The 16,350-nt window shown below is 67.8% G+C and carries 14 protein-coding genes; 6 read left to right on the top strand and 8 right to left on the bottom strand.

The annotated features are described in order from the left end of the window. Positions 1-7 precede the first annotated feature (7 nt). From A3ES_RS0141705 to A3ES_RS0141715, 3 genes are all read left to right on the top strand, one after another. A complete protein-coding gene (locus A3ES_RS0141705) occupies positions 8-2,260 on the top strand; it encodes a bifunctional glycosyltransferase/CDP-glycerol:glycerophosphate glycerophosphotransferase (protein WP_020392793.1) in 2,253 nt (750 codons plus the stop codon). Positions 2,261-2,437: 177 nt separating this feature from the next. Further along, on the top strand, positions 2,438-4,129 hold the full coding sequence (gene argS, locus A3ES_RS0141710) for an arginine--tRNA ligase (protein ID WP_026163694.1): 1,692 nt from the start codon (positions 2,438-2,440) through the stop codon (positions 4,127-4,129). A 345-nt stretch (positions 4,130-4,474) separates the two neighbouring features. Beyond that, positions 4,475-5,464, top strand: a complete 990-nt coding sequence (locus A3ES_RS0141715; protein ID WP_063746059.1) for a GNAT family N-acetyltransferase — start codon at positions 4,475-4,477, stop codon at positions 5,462-5,464. Positions 5,465-5,509: 45 nt separating this feature from the next. On the opposite strand, the gene A3ES_RS0141720 is transcribed toward A3ES_RS0141715, so the two are convergent. Then, positions 5,510-7,009 (bottom strand): MFS transporter, encoded by a 1,500-nt coding sequence (locus A3ES_RS0141720; protein ID WP_020392796.1) that lies wholly within the window; start codon positions 7,007-7,009, stop codon positions 5,510-5,512. Between the two features lie 157 nt (positions 7,010-7,166). On the opposite strand from A3ES_RS0141720, the gene A3ES_RS0141725 reads away from it, so the two are divergent. Continuing rightward, positions 7,167-7,733, top strand: coding sequence for a TetR/AcrR family transcriptional regulator (locus A3ES_RS0141725; RefSeq protein ID WP_020392797.1), 567 nt, complete (start codon positions 7,167-7,169; stop codon positions 7,731-7,733). Positions 7,734-7,739: 6 nt separating this feature from the next. Here the strand turns inward: A3ES_RS0141725 and A3ES_RS0141730 are convergent, their stop codons facing one another. The 4 genes from A3ES_RS0141730 to A3ES_RS0141745 form a co-directional block, all read right to left on the bottom strand. Further along, positions 7,740-8,288, bottom strand: a complete 549-nt coding sequence (locus tag A3ES_RS0141730; RefSeq protein ID WP_020392798.1) for a dTDP-4-dehydrorhamnose 3,5-epimerase family protein — start codon at positions 8,286-8,288, stop codon at positions 7,740-7,742. A 10-nt stretch (positions 8,289-8,298) separates the two neighbouring features. After that, positions 8,299-9,594 (bottom strand): DUF2786 domain-containing protein, encoded by a 1,296-nt coding sequence (locus A3ES_RS0141735; RefSeq protein ID WP_020392799.1) that lies wholly within the window; start codon positions 9,592-9,594, stop codon positions 8,299-8,301. Positions 9,595-9,677: 83 nt separating this feature from the next. Next, positions 9,678-10,628, bottom strand: a complete 951-nt coding sequence (locus A3ES_RS0141740) for a sigma-70 family RNA polymerase sigma factor (protein ID WP_020392800.1) — start codon at positions 10,626-10,628, stop codon at positions 9,678-9,680. After that, complete coding sequence (locus tag A3ES_RS0141745; protein WP_020392801.1) at positions 10,625-12,037, bottom strand: DHA2 family efflux MFS transporter permease subunit; 1,413 nt, start codon at positions 12,035-12,037, stop codon at positions 10,625-10,627. Before A3ES_RS0141745 ends, A3ES_RS0141740 begins: the two co-directional genes overlap by 4 nt. A 124-nt stretch (positions 12,038-12,161) precedes the next feature. Between A3ES_RS0141745 and A3ES_RS0141750 the strand changes: the two genes are divergently transcribed. Together A3ES_RS0141750 and A3ES_RS0141755 are read left to right on the top strand one after the other, a co-directional pair. Beyond that, complete coding sequence (locus A3ES_RS0141750) at positions 12,162-12,443, top strand: hypothetical protein (protein WP_020392802.1); 282 nt, start codon at positions 12,162-12,164, stop codon at positions 12,441-12,443. Between the two features lie 118 nt (positions 12,444-12,561). Then, positions 12,562-13,956: an FAD-binding oxidoreductase gene (locus A3ES_RS0141755; RefSeq protein ID WP_020392803.1), complete on the top strand. Its 1,395-nt coding sequence runs from the start codon at positions 12,562-12,564 to the stop codon at positions 13,954-13,956. Here the strand turns inward: A3ES_RS0141755 and A3ES_RS0141760 are convergent. Genes A3ES_RS0141760 through A3ES_RS0141770 form a run of 3 tightly spaced genes read right to left on the bottom strand, consistent with a single transcriptional unit; the run spans position 13,953 to position 16,190 of the window. After that, the gene (locus A3ES_RS0141760) at positions 13,953-14,699 is read right to left on the bottom strand and encodes an SDR family NAD(P)-dependent oxidoreductase (protein WP_026163696.1); all 747 of its coding nucleotides are present in this window, start codon (positions 14,697-14,699) and stop codon (positions 13,953-13,955) included. The genes A3ES_RS0141755 and A3ES_RS0141760 overlap by 4 nt on opposite strands. Further along, a complete protein-coding gene (locus tag A3ES_RS0141765) occupies positions 14,692-15,942 on the bottom strand; it encodes an AMP-binding enzyme (RefSeq protein WP_020392805.1) in 1,251 nt (416 codons plus the stop codon). Before A3ES_RS0141765 ends, A3ES_RS0141760 begins: the two co-directional genes overlap by 8 nt. Beyond that, positions 15,939-16,190, bottom strand: a complete 252-nt coding sequence (locus A3ES_RS0141770; protein ID WP_020392806.1) for an acyl carrier protein — start codon at positions 16,188-16,190, stop codon at positions 15,939-15,941. The genes A3ES_RS0141765 and A3ES_RS0141770 overlap by 4 nt, the downstream gene beginning before the upstream one ends. Between the last annotated feature and the right edge of the window lie 160 nt (positions 16,191-16,350).

The raw sequence follows: 16,350 nt of genomic DNA on the forward strand, positions 1-16,350 counted from the left end.
CAGTCTCATGGCCGCCAGCACCGACTTCCCCCGGTTCAGCATTGTGGTCCCGTGTCATACGTCACGGGCCTGGCTGCGGCCATGCCTGGATTCGGTCCTGAGCCAGTCGTATGCCGACTTCGAGATCATCGGCGTGAACGACGCCAGCCCGGACGGCAGCGACCGGATCCTGGACGAGTACGCCGCCGCCGACGGCCGCGTCCGGGTGCTGCACCTGAGCGAGAACGTCGGGCTCGGGCTGGCCCGGAACGCCGGGCTCAAGGAGTGCCGCGGCGACTATGTGCTGTTCCTGGACGCCGACGACGTCTACCTGCCCGGCTCGCTGGAGGCGATCGCCGGCCGGATCGACGCCACCGACCGGCCGGACATTCTGATGTTCGACTACGAGCGGATCTTCTGGGACGGCAAGGTGGTCCGTAACCAGCGGCACGACGCGTTCGCCCGCGAAGGTGACGGCGTGTTCACGGCGGTCGAGCGGCCGGTCTTCCTGACCTTCCTCGAGGTGGTCTGGAACAAGGCGATCCGGCGCGACTTCCTCACGCTGCACGGCTTCGTCTTCACCGCCGGGTTCTACGAGGACGCGCCCTGGACCTACTCGACGATGCTGACCGCGGAGCGGATCGCGACGCTGGACCGGGTCGTGGTGCACTACCGGCAGCACCGGACCGGCGGCAACATCCACGCCACCGCGACCCGGCAGCAGTTCGACATCTTCGACCAGTACGACCGGGTGCACGCCTTCATCTCCGCCGACCAGACGCTGGCCGGTTGGCGCCGCTTCGCCTTCGACCGCTCGCTGGATCACATCCTCGCCGTCCTAGACCGGCCCGAGCGGCTCGATCCGGACCACCGGGCCGAGTTCTTCCACGCCGCGGCCGCCTTCGCCAAGCGCTGGAAGCCCGAGGGGTACGTCGTCGACCGGACCCGCCGCGGCTTCCGCCGGTGGCTCCTCGTGCACGACGACTACGCGACGTACTCGACCCTGAAGCTCAGCTCCAAGGTCCTGCACGTGTCCGGTCCCCGCAAGGCGGTCGGCAAACTGCTGCACCGGGGCGACCTCGATCCGAATCTGGCTCTGTACGGCGCCTACTGGTTCAAGCAGTACGCCTGCAACCCGCGAGCGATCTACGAGAAGGCCGCCGAGCTGGCTCCGCAGATCCGCGGCGTCTGGGTGGTCGACGCTGAGCACGTCGCCGCGATCCCCGAGGGTGTCGAGTACGTCGTGGCCGGCTCACCGGCGTACGGGAAGCTGGTCGGCAAGGCGACCTACTTCATCAGCAATATGAACCTGCCGCGTGAGCTCGAGAAGCGCGAGGGGCAGATCCACGTCCAGACCCAGCACGGCACCCCGCTGAAGACGATGGGGACCGACCTGCGGCACTACCCAATGGCCGCGAAGGATCTCGACCTGGACGAGCTGATGCGCCAGGTCGACCGCTGGGACTACAACTTGTCCTCGAACCGGTACTCGACGGAGATCTGGGAACGCACCTACCCGGCGCACTTCGAGGACCTGGAGTACGGCTTCCCCCGCAACGACCGGCTGCTGACCGCGACCCTGGACGACGTCCGGGCCATCCGTGCCTCCTTCGGCTTCGACGACTCGCATCTGGTGGTGCTCTACGCGCCGACCTTCCGCGACGGAGTCGACTCGGTCCGTACGCCGTCCGGGCTGGTCGATCTCGGCGGCGACGGGATGCATCTGGACCTGGATCAACTGGCCGCCGCGGCCGGCGATCACGGGCGGGTGCTGGTCCGCACGCACTACTCGCTGTCGAAGCATCCGACGGCGCGATCCGAGCGGGTCGTGGACGCCTCGAACCATCCACGGGTCGAGGACCTGATGCTGGCGGCGGACGTGCTGATCTCGGACTACTCGTCGATCAGCTTCGACTACGCCAACCTGGACCGGCCGATCGTGCTGCTGGTCGACGATCTCGGCAGCTACGACACCACCCGCGGGACGTACTTCGACATCACGTCGTTCCCGCCCGGGCTGGTGGCCCGGTCGCCGGAGGAGCTACTGACAGCTGTGCGATCTCTGACCCCACCCCACCACCCCGGTCAGGCACAGACCGGCGCGTTCGCGAAGGCCGAAGCCTGCAAGCACCGGCAGTTGTTCCGGGACAAGTTCTGCGAGTTCGACGACGGTCGCGCGGCCGAGCGAGTGGTCCGCCGGATCTTCCTCGGCGAGACCGAACTGCCGCCGATCACGCCGCTGGCCGACCGCCGCCCGGCGCCTTCGCCACACCAGCTCTGACTGAAATGGCTGTGCGGCATTCGCCGGCGGCCGTGCATAATGGTCCCCATGTCGACCAGCCCGATGATCGTGTGCGCCTTGCGCGATCGCTTCGGCCTGCGACGACGAAGCACTGTCTGAACACCTCAGCCTTGTTCCAGTGCTTCGTTCAAAGGACCTATTGTCATGTCCGCAGTTCTGTCTGTCCTTGCCACCAAACTGTCCGGCGCCGTCACGGCCGCCTTCGGCGCGCAGTACGGCGTACTCGATCCTGAGCTGCGGGCCGCGACCAAACCCGAGTTCGGTCACTTCCAGACCAACCTGGCGCTACGGCTCGCCAAGTCACTTGGGCAGTCGCCGCGCGCCGTCGCCGAGCAATTGGTCGATGCGCTCGACCTGACCGGAGTGTGTGAACCGCCGGCGATCGCGGGGCCGGGCTTCGTCAACCTCACTCTGTTGCCCTCCGTGCTCGCTGCCGGCGTCAACGAGCCCGTCACCTTCGCACCGCGCGGCGAGCGGGTGGTGGTCGACTACTCGCAGCCCAACGTCGCCAAGCAGATGCACGTCGGGCACCTGCGGTCGACCGTGATCGGCGATGCCTTGTGCAACGTACTGCGGTACGTCGGCTACGACGTGATCCGGCAGAACCATGTCGGCGACTGGGGTACCCAGTTCGGCATGATGGTCGAGCAGGTGCTGTTCGAAGGGCTGGCCGTGGGAGCCCTTGATATCGAGGGATTGCAGCAGCTCTACCAACGGGCCCGGAGACATTTCGATGCCGATGGCACCTTTGTCGAGCTGTCCCGGGCGCGGGTGGTGCTGCTGCAGTCGGGTGACCCGGAGACGCTGGCGATCTGGCGGCAGATGGTCGAGGTGTCACTGGCCGAGTTCGACCGGATCTACGCGCAGCTGGGGTCGCCGTTGACGCGGGCCGATGTGGTCGGCGAGAGCGCCTACAACGACCGGCTGCCGGCCGTTGTGGACGATCTGATGAGCGCTGGGCTGCTGACAGAGTCGGGTGGGGCGTTGTGCGCGTTCCTGCCGGGGTTCGCCGGGCGGGACGGATCGCCGTTGCCGGTGATCGTGCGGAAGTCTGACGGTGGGTTCGGGTACAGCGCGACGGATCTCGCCGCGATCCGGCATCGGGTCGATGACCTGCAGGTCGACCGGATCGTCTATGTCGTCGACCATCGGCAGGGGTTGCATTTCCAGCAGATCTTCGCGCTCTGCCGGGCGGCCGGCTGGCTGCCCGAGCCGGTTCCTGCCGAACATGTTGCCTTTGGCACCGTTCTCGGAAAGGACGGGAAGCCGTTCAAAACCAGGGATGGCGACACTGTCCGGCTGGCGTTGTTGCTGGACGGCGCGACCGCGAGGGCGCGGGCGTTGCTGGATGAGCGGGCGGTGCTGGACGAGTCCGATCGGGCCGGGGTCGCGGCGGCGGTGGGGATCGGGGCGATCAAGTACGCCGATCTGTCGAGCGACCGGATCAACGACTACGTGTTCGACCTCGACCGGATGGTCGCGATGACCGGGAACACCGGCCCATACCTGCAGTACGCGCATGCGCGGCTGTCACGGATCCTCGCCAAGGCAGGTGAAGCTCCTGGCCTGGTGACAGTGCTGAACGACCCCGCCGAGCAACGGTTGGCGTTGCTACTCACCGGCTTCGGCGACACTGTCGTACAGGTCGCGGAGACGCTGCAGCCGCATCGGCTTTGCACATATCTGTACGAGGTCGCTGCTGCGCTATCCACGTTCTACGAGATGTGTCCGGTGCTAACCAGCGAAGGCGAGGTACGGACCAGCCGGCTAGCGCTCTGCGCAGCGACCCGGGCCGTGTTGCAAGATGGCATGGGCTTGCTGGGCATCAGCGCGCCCAACGCGATGTGAAAGGGGTCGCCAGGGGCCGATTGTGTGCCGACCGACAGGAAGTAGTCGACCGTTCGGCCGCGCGCCACGCTCACGCAGGCCGCGGCCGGCCGCAGAACCGGCACTACTTCCTGTCGGTCGGGACACCACGCGAACCCCTGGCGCCGACCCGAACCTCCACCACATACCAACCTCGCCCAGCCAGTCCCGGCCAGGCGTGCGCTGGTGTGCCTCGGGCCGCATTCGGAGGGTTGGTCAGTGGTGGCGGTCCGGTCTCGCCACTCACCGCGCGGCTGAGCACGACGACCTCTGCCCGAACGGGTAAATGAGGTGCCGGGGTGCCGGCGCAGGCCTACCGTTCTGGACATGGGGACATTTCCGGACTGGGTCGTGGCCCGGCCGATCGAGAAGACGGATGCCGACGAGTGGGCCGCGCTGCTGGCCGACGCGCAGGAGGCGGACGGCACTGACGAGCACTTCGACGCCGAGGACCTGACCGAGGAGCTCAGCGATCCGAAGATGATTGCCGACCTGGACACGGTCGGACTGTGGGTGGACGACGTGATGGTCGCCGTCGGCGTCGTCTACTGGCGCAAGAACCTCGTCGACGTCGACCGGCTGAACACCGACTCCACGGTCCGGCCGGCCTGGCGCCGCCGAGGGCTCGGACGGGCGCTGATGACGTGGATGATCGGCCGTGCCCACGAGTTGCACGAGCAGCATCACCCGGAGGTCGAGGCCGAGCTCAACTCTGTCGCGATCAGCACGAACACCGGCGCCGCCACCCTGTTCACCTCACTGGGCTTCGAGGAATGCCGGTACTCCTTCATGCTGAGGCGCCCGTTCGACGCGCCGATCCCGGAGATCGCCCTGTCGGATGAGCACAGGCCGGATGGGCTGAGCCTGGTGCCCTTCGGACCGGAGTACGACGAGCCGCTGCGGCTGACCCACAACGAGGTCTTCCTGGATCACTGGGGTTCGACCCCGAAGGACGAGGAGACCTGGAAGGTGTGGTTCACCGGGTCGCGCGCGTTCCGGTCCGAGCTCAGCTTCCTCGTCCTCGACGGCGACCAGATCGTCTCCTACGCGACCGGCTACGAGTACGTGGCCGAAACCGCCGCGACCGGCATCCGGGAGATATATGTGGGCCAGGTCGGCACGATCCGCAGCCATCGCGGTCGCGGGCTGGCCGCGGTCGCGCTGTCGGCTCTGATGAGGAAAGCCGAGCAGACCGGATTCAAGCGGGCCTCGCTGGGCGTCGACGCCAAGAATCCGACCGGCGCGCTCGGCCTTTACGAACGGCTCGGTTTCCAGCAGCACTCGAAGTGGATCACCTACCGGCTGCCGTTGACCTGACCCCGATGGCGGCGCGGTGGTCTGCACCACCGCGCCGGCCTTCGCTCAGCTGTGGGAGTCGACGGCAACCGGTTCGGCGGTGGCCTGCGGAGTCGCCTGGTCGCGGCGGGTCCACGGGCGGACGCCGAGGATGACGACCGCCAGCGTGAGAGCCGCGTAGATCGCCGAGCCGACGAAGGCCGCGTGGACGCCGTCGGTCAAGATCTCGCGGGCCCGCTCGACGGGGATCCTCGAGGCCGCGTCCGAGTTGCGGCTCGCAGTACCGAAGATCGTGACCAGGATGCCGAGGCCCAGGGCTCCGCCGACCTGCTGCAACACGTTCAGCATCCCGGAGGCCGCGCCCGCATCTTCAGGCTGTACGCCGGCCAGCGCGTTACCGGTCAGCGGGATGAAGATCATCCCGGCGCCCATCCCGAACAGGAGCAGCGGGCCGACCACGCCACCGAGGTAGCTGCTGCTCGCGGAGACCTGGGTCAGCCAGAGCATGCCGGCCAGTACCGACACCGAACCGGTGATCATCAGTTTGCCGCCGTCGATCCGGCCGAGCAGGCGCGGCACGATCCGCGACGAGGCGAACAGCAGACCGGTCAGCGGCAGGAAGGCGAGGCCCGCCTGCAACGGACTGAAGGCCAGCACACCTTGCATGAACTGCGTGAGGAAGAAGAACATCCCGAACATCGTCCCGACCACCAGCAGCATGGTCACGTACGCCGCCACCCGGTCGCGGTTACCGAACAACCGCAGCGGCACGATCGGGTGGCTAACCCGGCGCTCGATCAGCACGAACGAGACGAGCAGGATCACACCGGCCACGAACGCACCCAGTACTTCGGCCGACGTCCAGCCGACCTCGGCGACGCGGATGAAGCCGTAGACGATCGCGGTGATGCCGAGCGTCGACGTGAGTGCGCCGGCGACGTCGAACTTGCCCTTCTCGGGCGGCGTCTCGGACAGCACCTGCCGGGCCGCGAACACCAGGCCGATGCCGATCGGCACGTTGATGAACAAGCCCCAGCGCCAGGAGACCCAGTCGGTCAGCATGCCGCCGACGACCAGGCCGACGCTCGCACCGCCGGAGGAGACCAGGCTGTAGAGACCGAGAGCCTTCATCCGCTCCGGGCCTTCGCGGAAGGTGAGCATCAGCAGGGTCAGAGCGGCCGGGGCCGCGATGGCACCACCGATGCCCTGCAGGACGCGCGCCGCCAGCAGCAGTTCGGCGTTCGGGGCGAGACCACCGAGCAGAGAGGCGGCGGTGAAGACAGTGATGCCGGTGATGAAGACCCGGCGACGGCCGAGCAGGTCACCGGCGCGGGCGCCGAGCAGCAACAGGCCACCGAAGGCGAGGGCATAGGCGTTCTGGACCCAGGACAGGCTGGCAGGACTGAAGTCGAGCGCGTGCTGGATCTTGGGCATCGCGATGTTCACCACGGTGCCGTCGAGGATCACCATCAACTGGGTGATCAGGATGACTGCGAGGACTACCCCCGGCCGCCGCGCGGGCGTACCGGTACTGGCGCCGGCCGGCGCCGCGGATGTTGCCGACATAGTGTGACTTGCTCCTTCCCCCGGAGGGGCTACAGTTGGTTCCAATGAAGTGGAGTGTTCCTCCGGATCACTATACGGAGGCTGCCTCCGCTTTATCAAGGGATTTTCGGCGCGACCTGTTCCCGTGCCGTCCGGACGGCTTGGCAAGGAGGGCCGGATGACAACACCTTTCCCGACGACGCGTCCCGCCCGGGCCGACGCCCGCCGGAACTACGACCTGCTCGTGACCGCGGCGCGCGAGGCGTTCGCTGAGCACGGCACGGACACCTCGCTGGAGGAGATCGCCCGCCGGGCCGGCGTCGGGATCGGCACGCTGTACCGCCGCTTCCCGAACCGGACCGCGCTGCTGGAGGCGGTCTACGTCGACGAGATCCAGATCGTCTGCAGGACCGCCTACGGTTTCGCCGACGAGCTCGGGCCGTTCGACGCACTGGCCGCCTGGCTGCGCAGCTTCGTCGGCTACACCGTCTCCAAGAAGAGCCTGGCCGGCGAGCTGACAGTTGCCTTAGGCAAGGATTCCGAGTTCTTCTCGGTCTGCAAGGCGAATGTCCGCGAGGCCGGCGAGCTGCTGCTCGACGCCGCGAAGGCGGACGGTTCGGTGCGCCAGGAGCTCGAACTGATGGACATCCTGCGGCTGGTCGGCGGCATCACGATGGGCCGCGACATGGACCCCGACCAGGCGCATCGGCTGCTCGACATCGTGCTGGCCGGCCTCAAACCCTGAGCGGCCTCAAATCCTGATCGGCGTCACCGCGTCCAGGTACGGCGCGGTCGCGTCCGCCTCGACGTAGCTCAGCTTGTCCTTGGGCAGCGGCCACGGCACGGCGACCTGCGGATCGAAGAGGTTCAGGTTCGTCCGGGGCGCGGTCGGGGTCCAGTGCGCGGTGAGCAGGTAGGTGTAGACCGTGTTCGGCTCCAGCGTGCAGAACGAATGCCCACAACCCTCCGGCAGATAGATCGCCTGCCCCGGCGTGAGCTCGAAGGTCTCCAGCCGGCCGAACGTCGGTCCCTCGCGCAGATCGACGATCGCGGTGAAGAGCCGTCCGAGCGCCGGCGAGATGTACCGACCCCAGGCCTCCGCGTGGATCCCGCGAGTGATGCCGACCTCGGTCGTGTAGGCGATGTTGTTCTGCACGAACTCGACCTGCGGGAAGCCGAGCGCGACCAGCTTCGCTTGCTGGAAGCTCTCCTTGAACCACCCCTGCGGATTCTCCAGCACCTCCAGCTCGACGTGCAGAAGGCCCGGGATGCTGGTCTGCTTGACGCTCGGTCCACCCATGGCCAGAACCCTAGCGACGTACTTGCTGGCGGGTTTCGAGCTGGGCCAGATCGGCGGCTGACAGACCGGCGGCCCAGCCCGCGCCGTTGGTGATCCGGGTCCGCCTGACCACCGTCTCGGGGAACAGCTTCGTGAACAGCGCGTCGACCTGCTCCTCCCGCTTGCTCAGCACCGGCAGCAACCGATCAGCATCAGCAGCCGGTACTGCGGCCTGGGTCGCCTCCGTCGTCGCCTGGAGCCGCTCGCCGATGCGCTGCGCATAAGCCATCAGGAACGACTGCCGGAACGAGCGCGTGCGAGATTCGCCGTACTGGCCGATGTGCTTGCCGGCTGCGAGCATCGCCCGGTTCGCCTGCACCAGGAGCGAGGTACTCAGCAGCTCGGTCAGCTGGAGATCCAGCTCGGCGCCGACGATCGTCACCATCGCGAGCTGTTCTATCGAGACGGTGCGGCACCTGTTCGCGCTGGCGACGGCCCCGACCAGCTGAGCTTTCGCCGAGACATAAGGGGTTTCGACCCAGATCCGCCGTGCGCCCGAGTCGTCGGGCAGGTCCAGGGACGGATCCGCGTCCACCAGCGCACGGTCGAGGGAGAACTTGGCCATCAACTCCTGCGCCTTCGCGGACAGCGCCTCCGCCTCGTCCGGAAACTCCGTCCCCTCGGCCTTCGCCAGCAAGGCCCGGATCCGGGCCAGCATCTTGCCACTCGACGCCGGTACTGCGGCTGCCGCGCGCGCTTGCGTCGCAGTACCGGGTGGTGGGAACAGTCGCGCGAGGCCGGGCAACGTCTGCAGGAATCCGGCCACGGCGAGCGCGGTGTGCAGGGTGAGGTAGCGGCCGCGGTCGGCGCTCAGATTCAGCTCGGCATAGGGGCGATCGATCCCGAGATCGGTCAGCTGATCCAGCCAGCGAGGGTCGACGGTGGAGTCCCGGTATGGCCTGTGCTCGGAAGCGATTGCCGCTAACAACATCGACTCGGACACCGTGTCCAGCCGGCGGCGACCGTGCTGAACGACGTCGAGCGGGGTCCAGCCGCGCTCCCAGGCTGAGCGGGTCAGCTCGCTCAGGAGGGCATGGAGGCAACGGTCCACCTGCGCCCGGTCGTACTCGTCGTACCGGCCGAGCTCAGCCAGGTAGCTGTCGGCCAGCGGGCTGTCGGCAAGGACAGCGGCCGCGGCCATCGGCAGGAGTTGCCGAATCTCCTCGTCCGTCGGCCGGCTGGTCGACACCCGCGGTGCCGCTTGTGCTGCCCGGGCTTGGCGGTCCCGCTGTTTGGCAGCCCGACGTGCCCGGTTGTCCTTGCCCACCGTTCCTCCTTCGCGACCAGGCCATGTGCCTGGCGACCTCGCAAAGTCTGGCACTGATGGCCAAGTCGCCGCAGGCCGACCGGTCAACCCTGTGGATAACGGTCGATCGGCAACCCGAAAGAAGGGAACAAAGAGGGTTTGTGGAAGGCCATCACCGCGGACACCCCGGCCTTGGTCAGAGTGAGCACCTTGATCGAGTGCGCATGGAAGATCCCGTCCTCCCCGCGAAGGTAGAGCGCGAACGCGGGCTGCCCGTTGGCTACCGTCTCCACCAGGATCCGGAGACCTTGCTCTGGGGACAGCTTCGTCGTCAGCAGACGCAGCACGTCGTCCCGGCCGCTGAACCACGTCGGAGTCGGCGGCATCTCCCACTGGGTGTCCTGGGTCAGCAGGCCTTCCAGCGCGACCAGATCGGCCAGCTCGAAGGCCTTGGCGAACTGGTCGAGCAAGGCACGGCGTACCGGCTCCTCTGGTTCGCTGAACTCGTCCTCGGCCGGTGCGAGCCTGGCCATCTCAGCCCGGGCTCGCTGTAGTGAGCTGTTGACCGCAGCAGTCGTCGTCTCAAGCAACCCGGCCACCTCAGCCGCCTGCCAGGCAAGGACATCCCGCAGGATCAGTACTGCGCGCTGCCGCGGCGGCAGGTGCTGCAACGCGGCCACCATCGCCAACCGAAGGCTCTGCCGAGTCCCGACCACCTGGGCCGGATCGCTGCTCAGCAGGAGATTCGGGAACGGCTCCAGCCAGCTGGTCTCGAGCGAGTCCGCCAGGTCGTTCGGATCGGTGCCCGGAGCACCCAAGGCCGACGGGACCATCCGGCGGCTGCTGTGCTGCAAGGCGTTCAGGCAGACCCGGGTCGCGATCCGGTAGAGCCAGGTCTTGACCGACGACCGCTGCTTAAAGTCGGCGAACCCTCTCCAAGCACGTAGGTACGTCTCCTGGACAGCATCCTCCGCGTCATGCAGCGAGCCGAGCATCCGGTAGCAGTGCGCGACCAGCTCACCCCGGTACTGCGCGAACTCGTCTTCCAGATTCATCCCAACTCCTCCACCGGCTCCAGCTGCACAACCACACCCGTACTGCGTCGTACCGCGATCCCTAGGCCGGCAAATGCTCCGAGCAACGACAGTACGCCGCACACCGCCAACGCCCGGGTGAAGCCAGTGGCGAAGGACTCGTATCCCCCAGCGGCCGCGAACACAGCAGCCAGTACTGCGACGCCAACGACGCCGCCCAGTTGCCGCATCATGCTGTAGACGCCGGAGGCGATTCCGACGGCCTCACCCGGCAGTGCTCCGATGCTGGCGCTCTGAGTCGCCGGCATCGCCATGGAGACGCCGCAGCCAGCAACGATCAGGGGCAGCACCAGTTCGGAGTACTGGACTGTGCCTTTGCTGACCTGACTGATCCAGAACATGCCGACCGCTTGCAGTAGCAGGCCGGTGAATACGAGCGGGCGTTCGCCGATCCTGTCGACCAGGCGACCGGCGATCGGCGCTACGAGGAAGAGCGTGGCTGTCCAGGGCAGCAGCTGCAGTCCGGCCTCAAGTGGGCCGGAGCCGAAGGTAACCTGCATGAACTGCGCGAGGAAGAAGACCGCGCCGAACAGTGCCGCGGTGAGGAAGAAGCCCGCCGCGTTGCCGGCCGAGAACGCCCGGGAGCGGAAGTAGGTCAGAGGAATCATCGGCTGGTCAGCCCGGCTCTCCCAGACCAGGAATCCCACCAGGAGAAGGGCTCCGGCGACGAACGAACCGACCACCTCAGGGCTGGACCAACCTGCCACCGCGCCGCGCACTACACCCCAGACCAGGCCGAGGACGGCGAGGGTGATCAAGGTCGCGCCGCGGAGATCGAGCCGGCGGACGGCACCGTGGCTCTCGCGGATCTTGGTGAGCACCAGCGGGATCGCGATCAGGCCGACGGGCACGTTGATCCAGAAGATCCACTGCCAGGCGAGGCCTTCCGTGACGGCGCCACCGATCATCGGGCCGCCCAGGACGGCGAGGCCGGTCAGGCCGCTGAAGATGCCGATCGCCCAGCCACGCCGTTCGGGTGGGAACGCGGCACCGAGCAGGCTCATCGAGAGCGGCATCACGACGGCCGCGCCGACGCCTTGGACGGTCCGGGCGGCGATCAGCAACGGCACCGTCGTGGCCAGCGCGCAGGCGACCGAGGCGACGGTGAACAGAGCGATACCGGCCGCGAACGTGCGGCGCCGCCCCCAGCGGTCGCCGATCGCCGCCGCGGTCATGAGCAGCATCGCGAAGCTGAGGCTGTACGCGTTCACCGTCCATTCCAGTTGCTCGATGGTGGCACCGAGGTCTTGCCGGATGGTGGTCAGTGCCGCGGCCACGACCAGCACGTCGAGCGCGACCATCACCGAGCCGATCGAGGTCAGGCCCAGTACCCATCGCTGTTCGCCGGTCGTACGTTCCTTGCTGCTCACAGGGGTCCTCCAGAGTTCGCTGTCACTGGTACAGACAGCGGCGGGGACCGGAACTCATCGCGGCGATGAGTTTGGGTCTTCCCGGCTGTCTGAAGTAGTGACAGCGACTTTCTAAGGAGTAGCCATGAGCTCAGCAGTGATCCGCTACCAGACCAAGCCCGAAGCTGCGGACGAGAACCAGCGCCTGATCGAGATGGTCTTCGCCGAACTGGCCAACTCGGCCCCACCCGGTCTGCGCTACAACAGCTTCCGGCTCGCCGACGGCGTCACCTTCCTCCACGTCGCCGACGGCGAGGGCCTGACCGACCTGGCCGCCTTCCAGGAGTTCCAGCGCAACCTCCCCGACCGTCTCGCCGCCGGTCCCACCCGCGAGGACGCCACTCTGGTCGGCTCCTACACCCCGTAACCGCACGGCTTCTTAAGCCTGGCTGAAGGATGCGGCGCGATGATCTGCCTTAAGGACGCTGTCACCGGGGAAACGTAGGCGTAGGGTGACAGGGAGTGACGACTACGGGGAGGATGCCATGACTCAGACGGCCAGCAGTGGGATCGACGAGCTACGGACAGCGATCGGCGGGACGGTGGTGCTGCCCGGCGACGCGGCGTACGACGACGCCCGGCGGGTTTGGAACGCGGACATCGACAGGAGACCGGCGGTGGTCGCGCAGTGCGTGAGCGCCGAGGATGTCAGGGCGGCGATCCTGTACGCCGTCCAGAACGGGCTGGAGATCGCCGTCCGCGGCGGCGCGCACAGCATGTCCGGCGCCTCGGCGGTCGATGACGGTCTGGTGATCGACTTGTCCGCGATGAACCAGGTGACGGTCGATCCCGAGGCCAAGCGGGCCCTGGCCGGTGGCGGCACCCAGCTCGGCGAGCTGGACGCCGCCACCCAGGCCTACGGCCTCGCCGCACCGGCCGGGCTGGTCAGCCACACCGGTGTTGCCGGCCTCACCCTCGGCGGCGGGCTGGGCTGGCTGACCCGTCAGTTCGGGCTGAGCCTCGACAACCTGCTGTCGGTCCAGCTCGTCACCGCCGATGGCCGGATCCTGCGGGCAGCCGCGGATGAGAACCCGGACCTGTTCTGGGCAGTCCGCGGTGGCGGCGGCAACTTCGGGGTCGTGACGCAGTTCGAGTTCCAGCTGCATGAGGTCGGCCCGATCATCCAGTACGGCATGCTCTTCTGGGGCCTCGAGCAGGGCGTCGACGTACTGCGGATGGCCCGCGAGCTGATCCCGGCCCTGCCACGCGAGGTCACCACCATCGTCGCAGCGCTCAACGCGCCACCGGCACCGTTCGTGCCTGAGCAGCATCACTTCCAGCCGGGCTATGCGCTGATCGTGGCCGGCTTCGGCTCACCCGAGCAGCATGCGGAGGTGCTCGCGCAGATTCGCGCGGCCATCCCGCCGCTGTTCGAGTTCGTCGCCCCGATGCCGTACACCGCGCTGCAGCAGTTGATCGACGAGCCGAACGCCTGGGGTCACTTCTGCTACGACAAGGGCAGCTATCTCGAGGACCTGTCGGACGAGGCGATCCAGGTGATCACCGAGCAGGTGCCGCGAAAGTCCTCGCCGTTGTCGACCGTCCTGTTCTACCGGCTCGACGGCGGCTACTCCGAGGTCGGCGACGACGACACCGCCTTCTCCGGCGGCCGAACCCCGCGGTACGCGGTCTTCATCGTCGCGGTCTCGCCGACGCCCGACCCGCTGCCCGGGGAGCGCGCCTGGGTCCGGTCGTTCTGGGATGAGCTCCAGCCGCACAGCCTCGGCATCGGCAGCTACGTCAACGCGATGGCGGAGAACGAGTTCGACCGGGTCAAGGCGTCGTACGGCGAAGCGAAGTACGCGCGGCTCGCCGAGCTCAAGACGGAGTACGACCCGGGCAACATCTTCCACCGGAACGTGAACATCCTGCCGGGTTAGACGGAAGCCGCTCCGTCGATCACCAGGACCTGACCGTTCACGTTGGTGTTCTCCAGGAGCAGCATCCGGACTACGGGGACGACGTCCTCCGGCTCGGTCAGGTGGCCCGTCGGTGTCCGGCGGACGATCTGGTCGAGCTGGGTCGGACCGAGCACGGCCGACATCTCCGAGGCGAAGAAGCCGGGCGCCACGGAGTTGGCCAGCACGCGGCCGCCCAGCTCACGTGCGAGTGAGCGGGTGGCTGCGTCCATACCGCCCTTCGTCGCGGAGTACGCGACCAGCCCCGGGTAACCGCGCTGCGCGCAGATCGAGGTGACGTTGACGATCCGGCCCTTCAGGCCCTTGGCCAGCATCCGGCGCAGGACGAACCGGGTCAGGATCAGCGGCGAGGTGAGATTGGTCTGGATGATGTCCGCGATCTGCTCGGCCGAGGTGTGCACGTGCAGCGAGTCCTGCCCGACGGCCGCGTTGTTGACGATGCCGTCGACCGGGCCGAGCTTCTCCTCGACCTGCTTGACGAACGCACTCGTCGCCTGCGGATCGTTCACGTCCACCGCGCCGACGTGCAACTGATCCGGGTACTTCGTCGCCAGCGCCGTCAGTTCGGCGGTCACGGTCCGCGCGAACGCGGCCACCTTCACGCCGGACGCGAGCAGGTCGGCGACGATCGCCAGCCCCAGCCCGCGCGAACCACCGGAGACCAGCACCACCGACGACGGCGGCACTCCAGTCGGGTCAGACATCGCTCTTCAACGTCTCCTTCTGCGGGATCTCGGCGAGGAACTTGATCCGCCGCGGTACGCCGTAGTCCGGCAGCCGGTGCGAACACCATTGCACGAGATCCTCGTCGGTGATCGGTCCGAGATCGTGATTGGCCACCACTTCGGCGGCGACCATCCGGCCGACCAGCGGCGCCTTGCGCGCGAAGACTCGCGCCCAGGCGACGCCCGGGTGCGCCATCAGCACGTTGCGGACCACACCGGCCGACACTTTCGAGCCGCCGACGTTGATCTCATCGGTGTCCAGGCGGCCGGTGATCAGCACCCGGTCGCCGGCGAACTCGACCCGGTCACCGGTCCGGACGGCACCGTCCAGGCCCGCGCCGTGGTGCGGCGAGGTGATCACCAGTTCGTCGCCGTCGACCGACAGGACCGGGCGCTCATCGTCGGGTTCGCGGCCCAGCCAGGCCTTGGGGAACCCGGCGAAGCCGTCGTGCACGACGATCGACGCGCCGACCTCGGAAGACGCGTAGATCCAGGAGATTCGCGCCTGCGGGAAGATGTCGCGCAGCCGGTCGAGGATCGTCTGGTCCACCGGTTCGCCGCCGAGGGTGATCTGCTCCAGCGGCACCTTGGCGAGTGCCTCGGCGTCACGGTAGATCGTCTGGCGCCAGAAGGTCGGCGTACCGGAGGCGGCGGTGACGCCGTGCTCGGCCGCGACCAACGGCCAGGTCTCCAGCTCGGACGGTTCGATCACGACCAGGCCCTGGTCGGCCTGGGTCAGCGAGATCGTTACCACCTGCCACCAGGCGTAGGTCCCCGGCGAGTACGGCAGCAGCCACGTCCGCGGCTTCTGCCGGTTGGTGACTGTGGTCAGCGACTCGAGCGTGTGGCCGATCCGCGTCGGCCGGCCGGTCGAACCGGAGGTGAGCAGCCAGGCGCGGCCGGATTCCTCCACCCGCTTGAGTTTCGCGGGCTCGACGGAGTGCTCGTCGCCCTTGGCGATGACGATCGCGAAGCCGGAGGCCGCGAGTTCCTCGCGCAGGCTCAGGTCGACCCGCGAGGTGGTGGCGACGAGCAGTTCGGTGCCGTGGACCGCGTGGTGCCGGACCGCGGCGAGTGCGTCCGCGCCGTTGTCGACCAGAACAGCGGCAGGCGACGGGAGTTGGGGCAGCTTGTGCAGGGTCCGCCACGTCACGGTCCTGCCGCCGGAGACGACGGTGTTGTCGTCCCCGATCAGCGCGGTGGACCGGCGCCGCGTGGTCACGCCGACTGGAGCTGCTCGATGAAGTCCAGCACGTCGCCGACCTTGGCGATCTGGCGCAACCCCGGCGCGTCGAAGTTCAGCTCGTCGCCGAGCTCGTCCTCGACCCGCAGTGCGAGTTCGGAGAAGTCCAGCGACCGGAAGCCGATCTCCCGCAGGTCAGCAGCGTCGTCGCCCGGCAAAGTCTTGCCCTGCGCCTTCATCACCGCTCCCATCAGGTCCCGGATCTGCTCCCGCGTCAGCTCAGCCATGACCACAGAGCCTAGGGCATGTCTGGCATGCCCTGCAGTAGCGAGCAGGTGCTCGGTGCGGTAGCTCGGCGTGCTGGAGTGAAGGCCTCGATGTTTTTCCATCGTGGCCTTTGCTCCAGTGCGGCGAGGTGCCGTGCCGAGTGCCGCGCAGCACGCAGGG

It is taken from the genome of Kribbella catacumbae DSM 19601 (genome assembly GCF_000372465.1).
GTDB lineage: Bacteria > Actinomycetota > Actinomycetes > Propionibacteriales > Kribbellaceae > Kribbella > Kribbella catacumbae.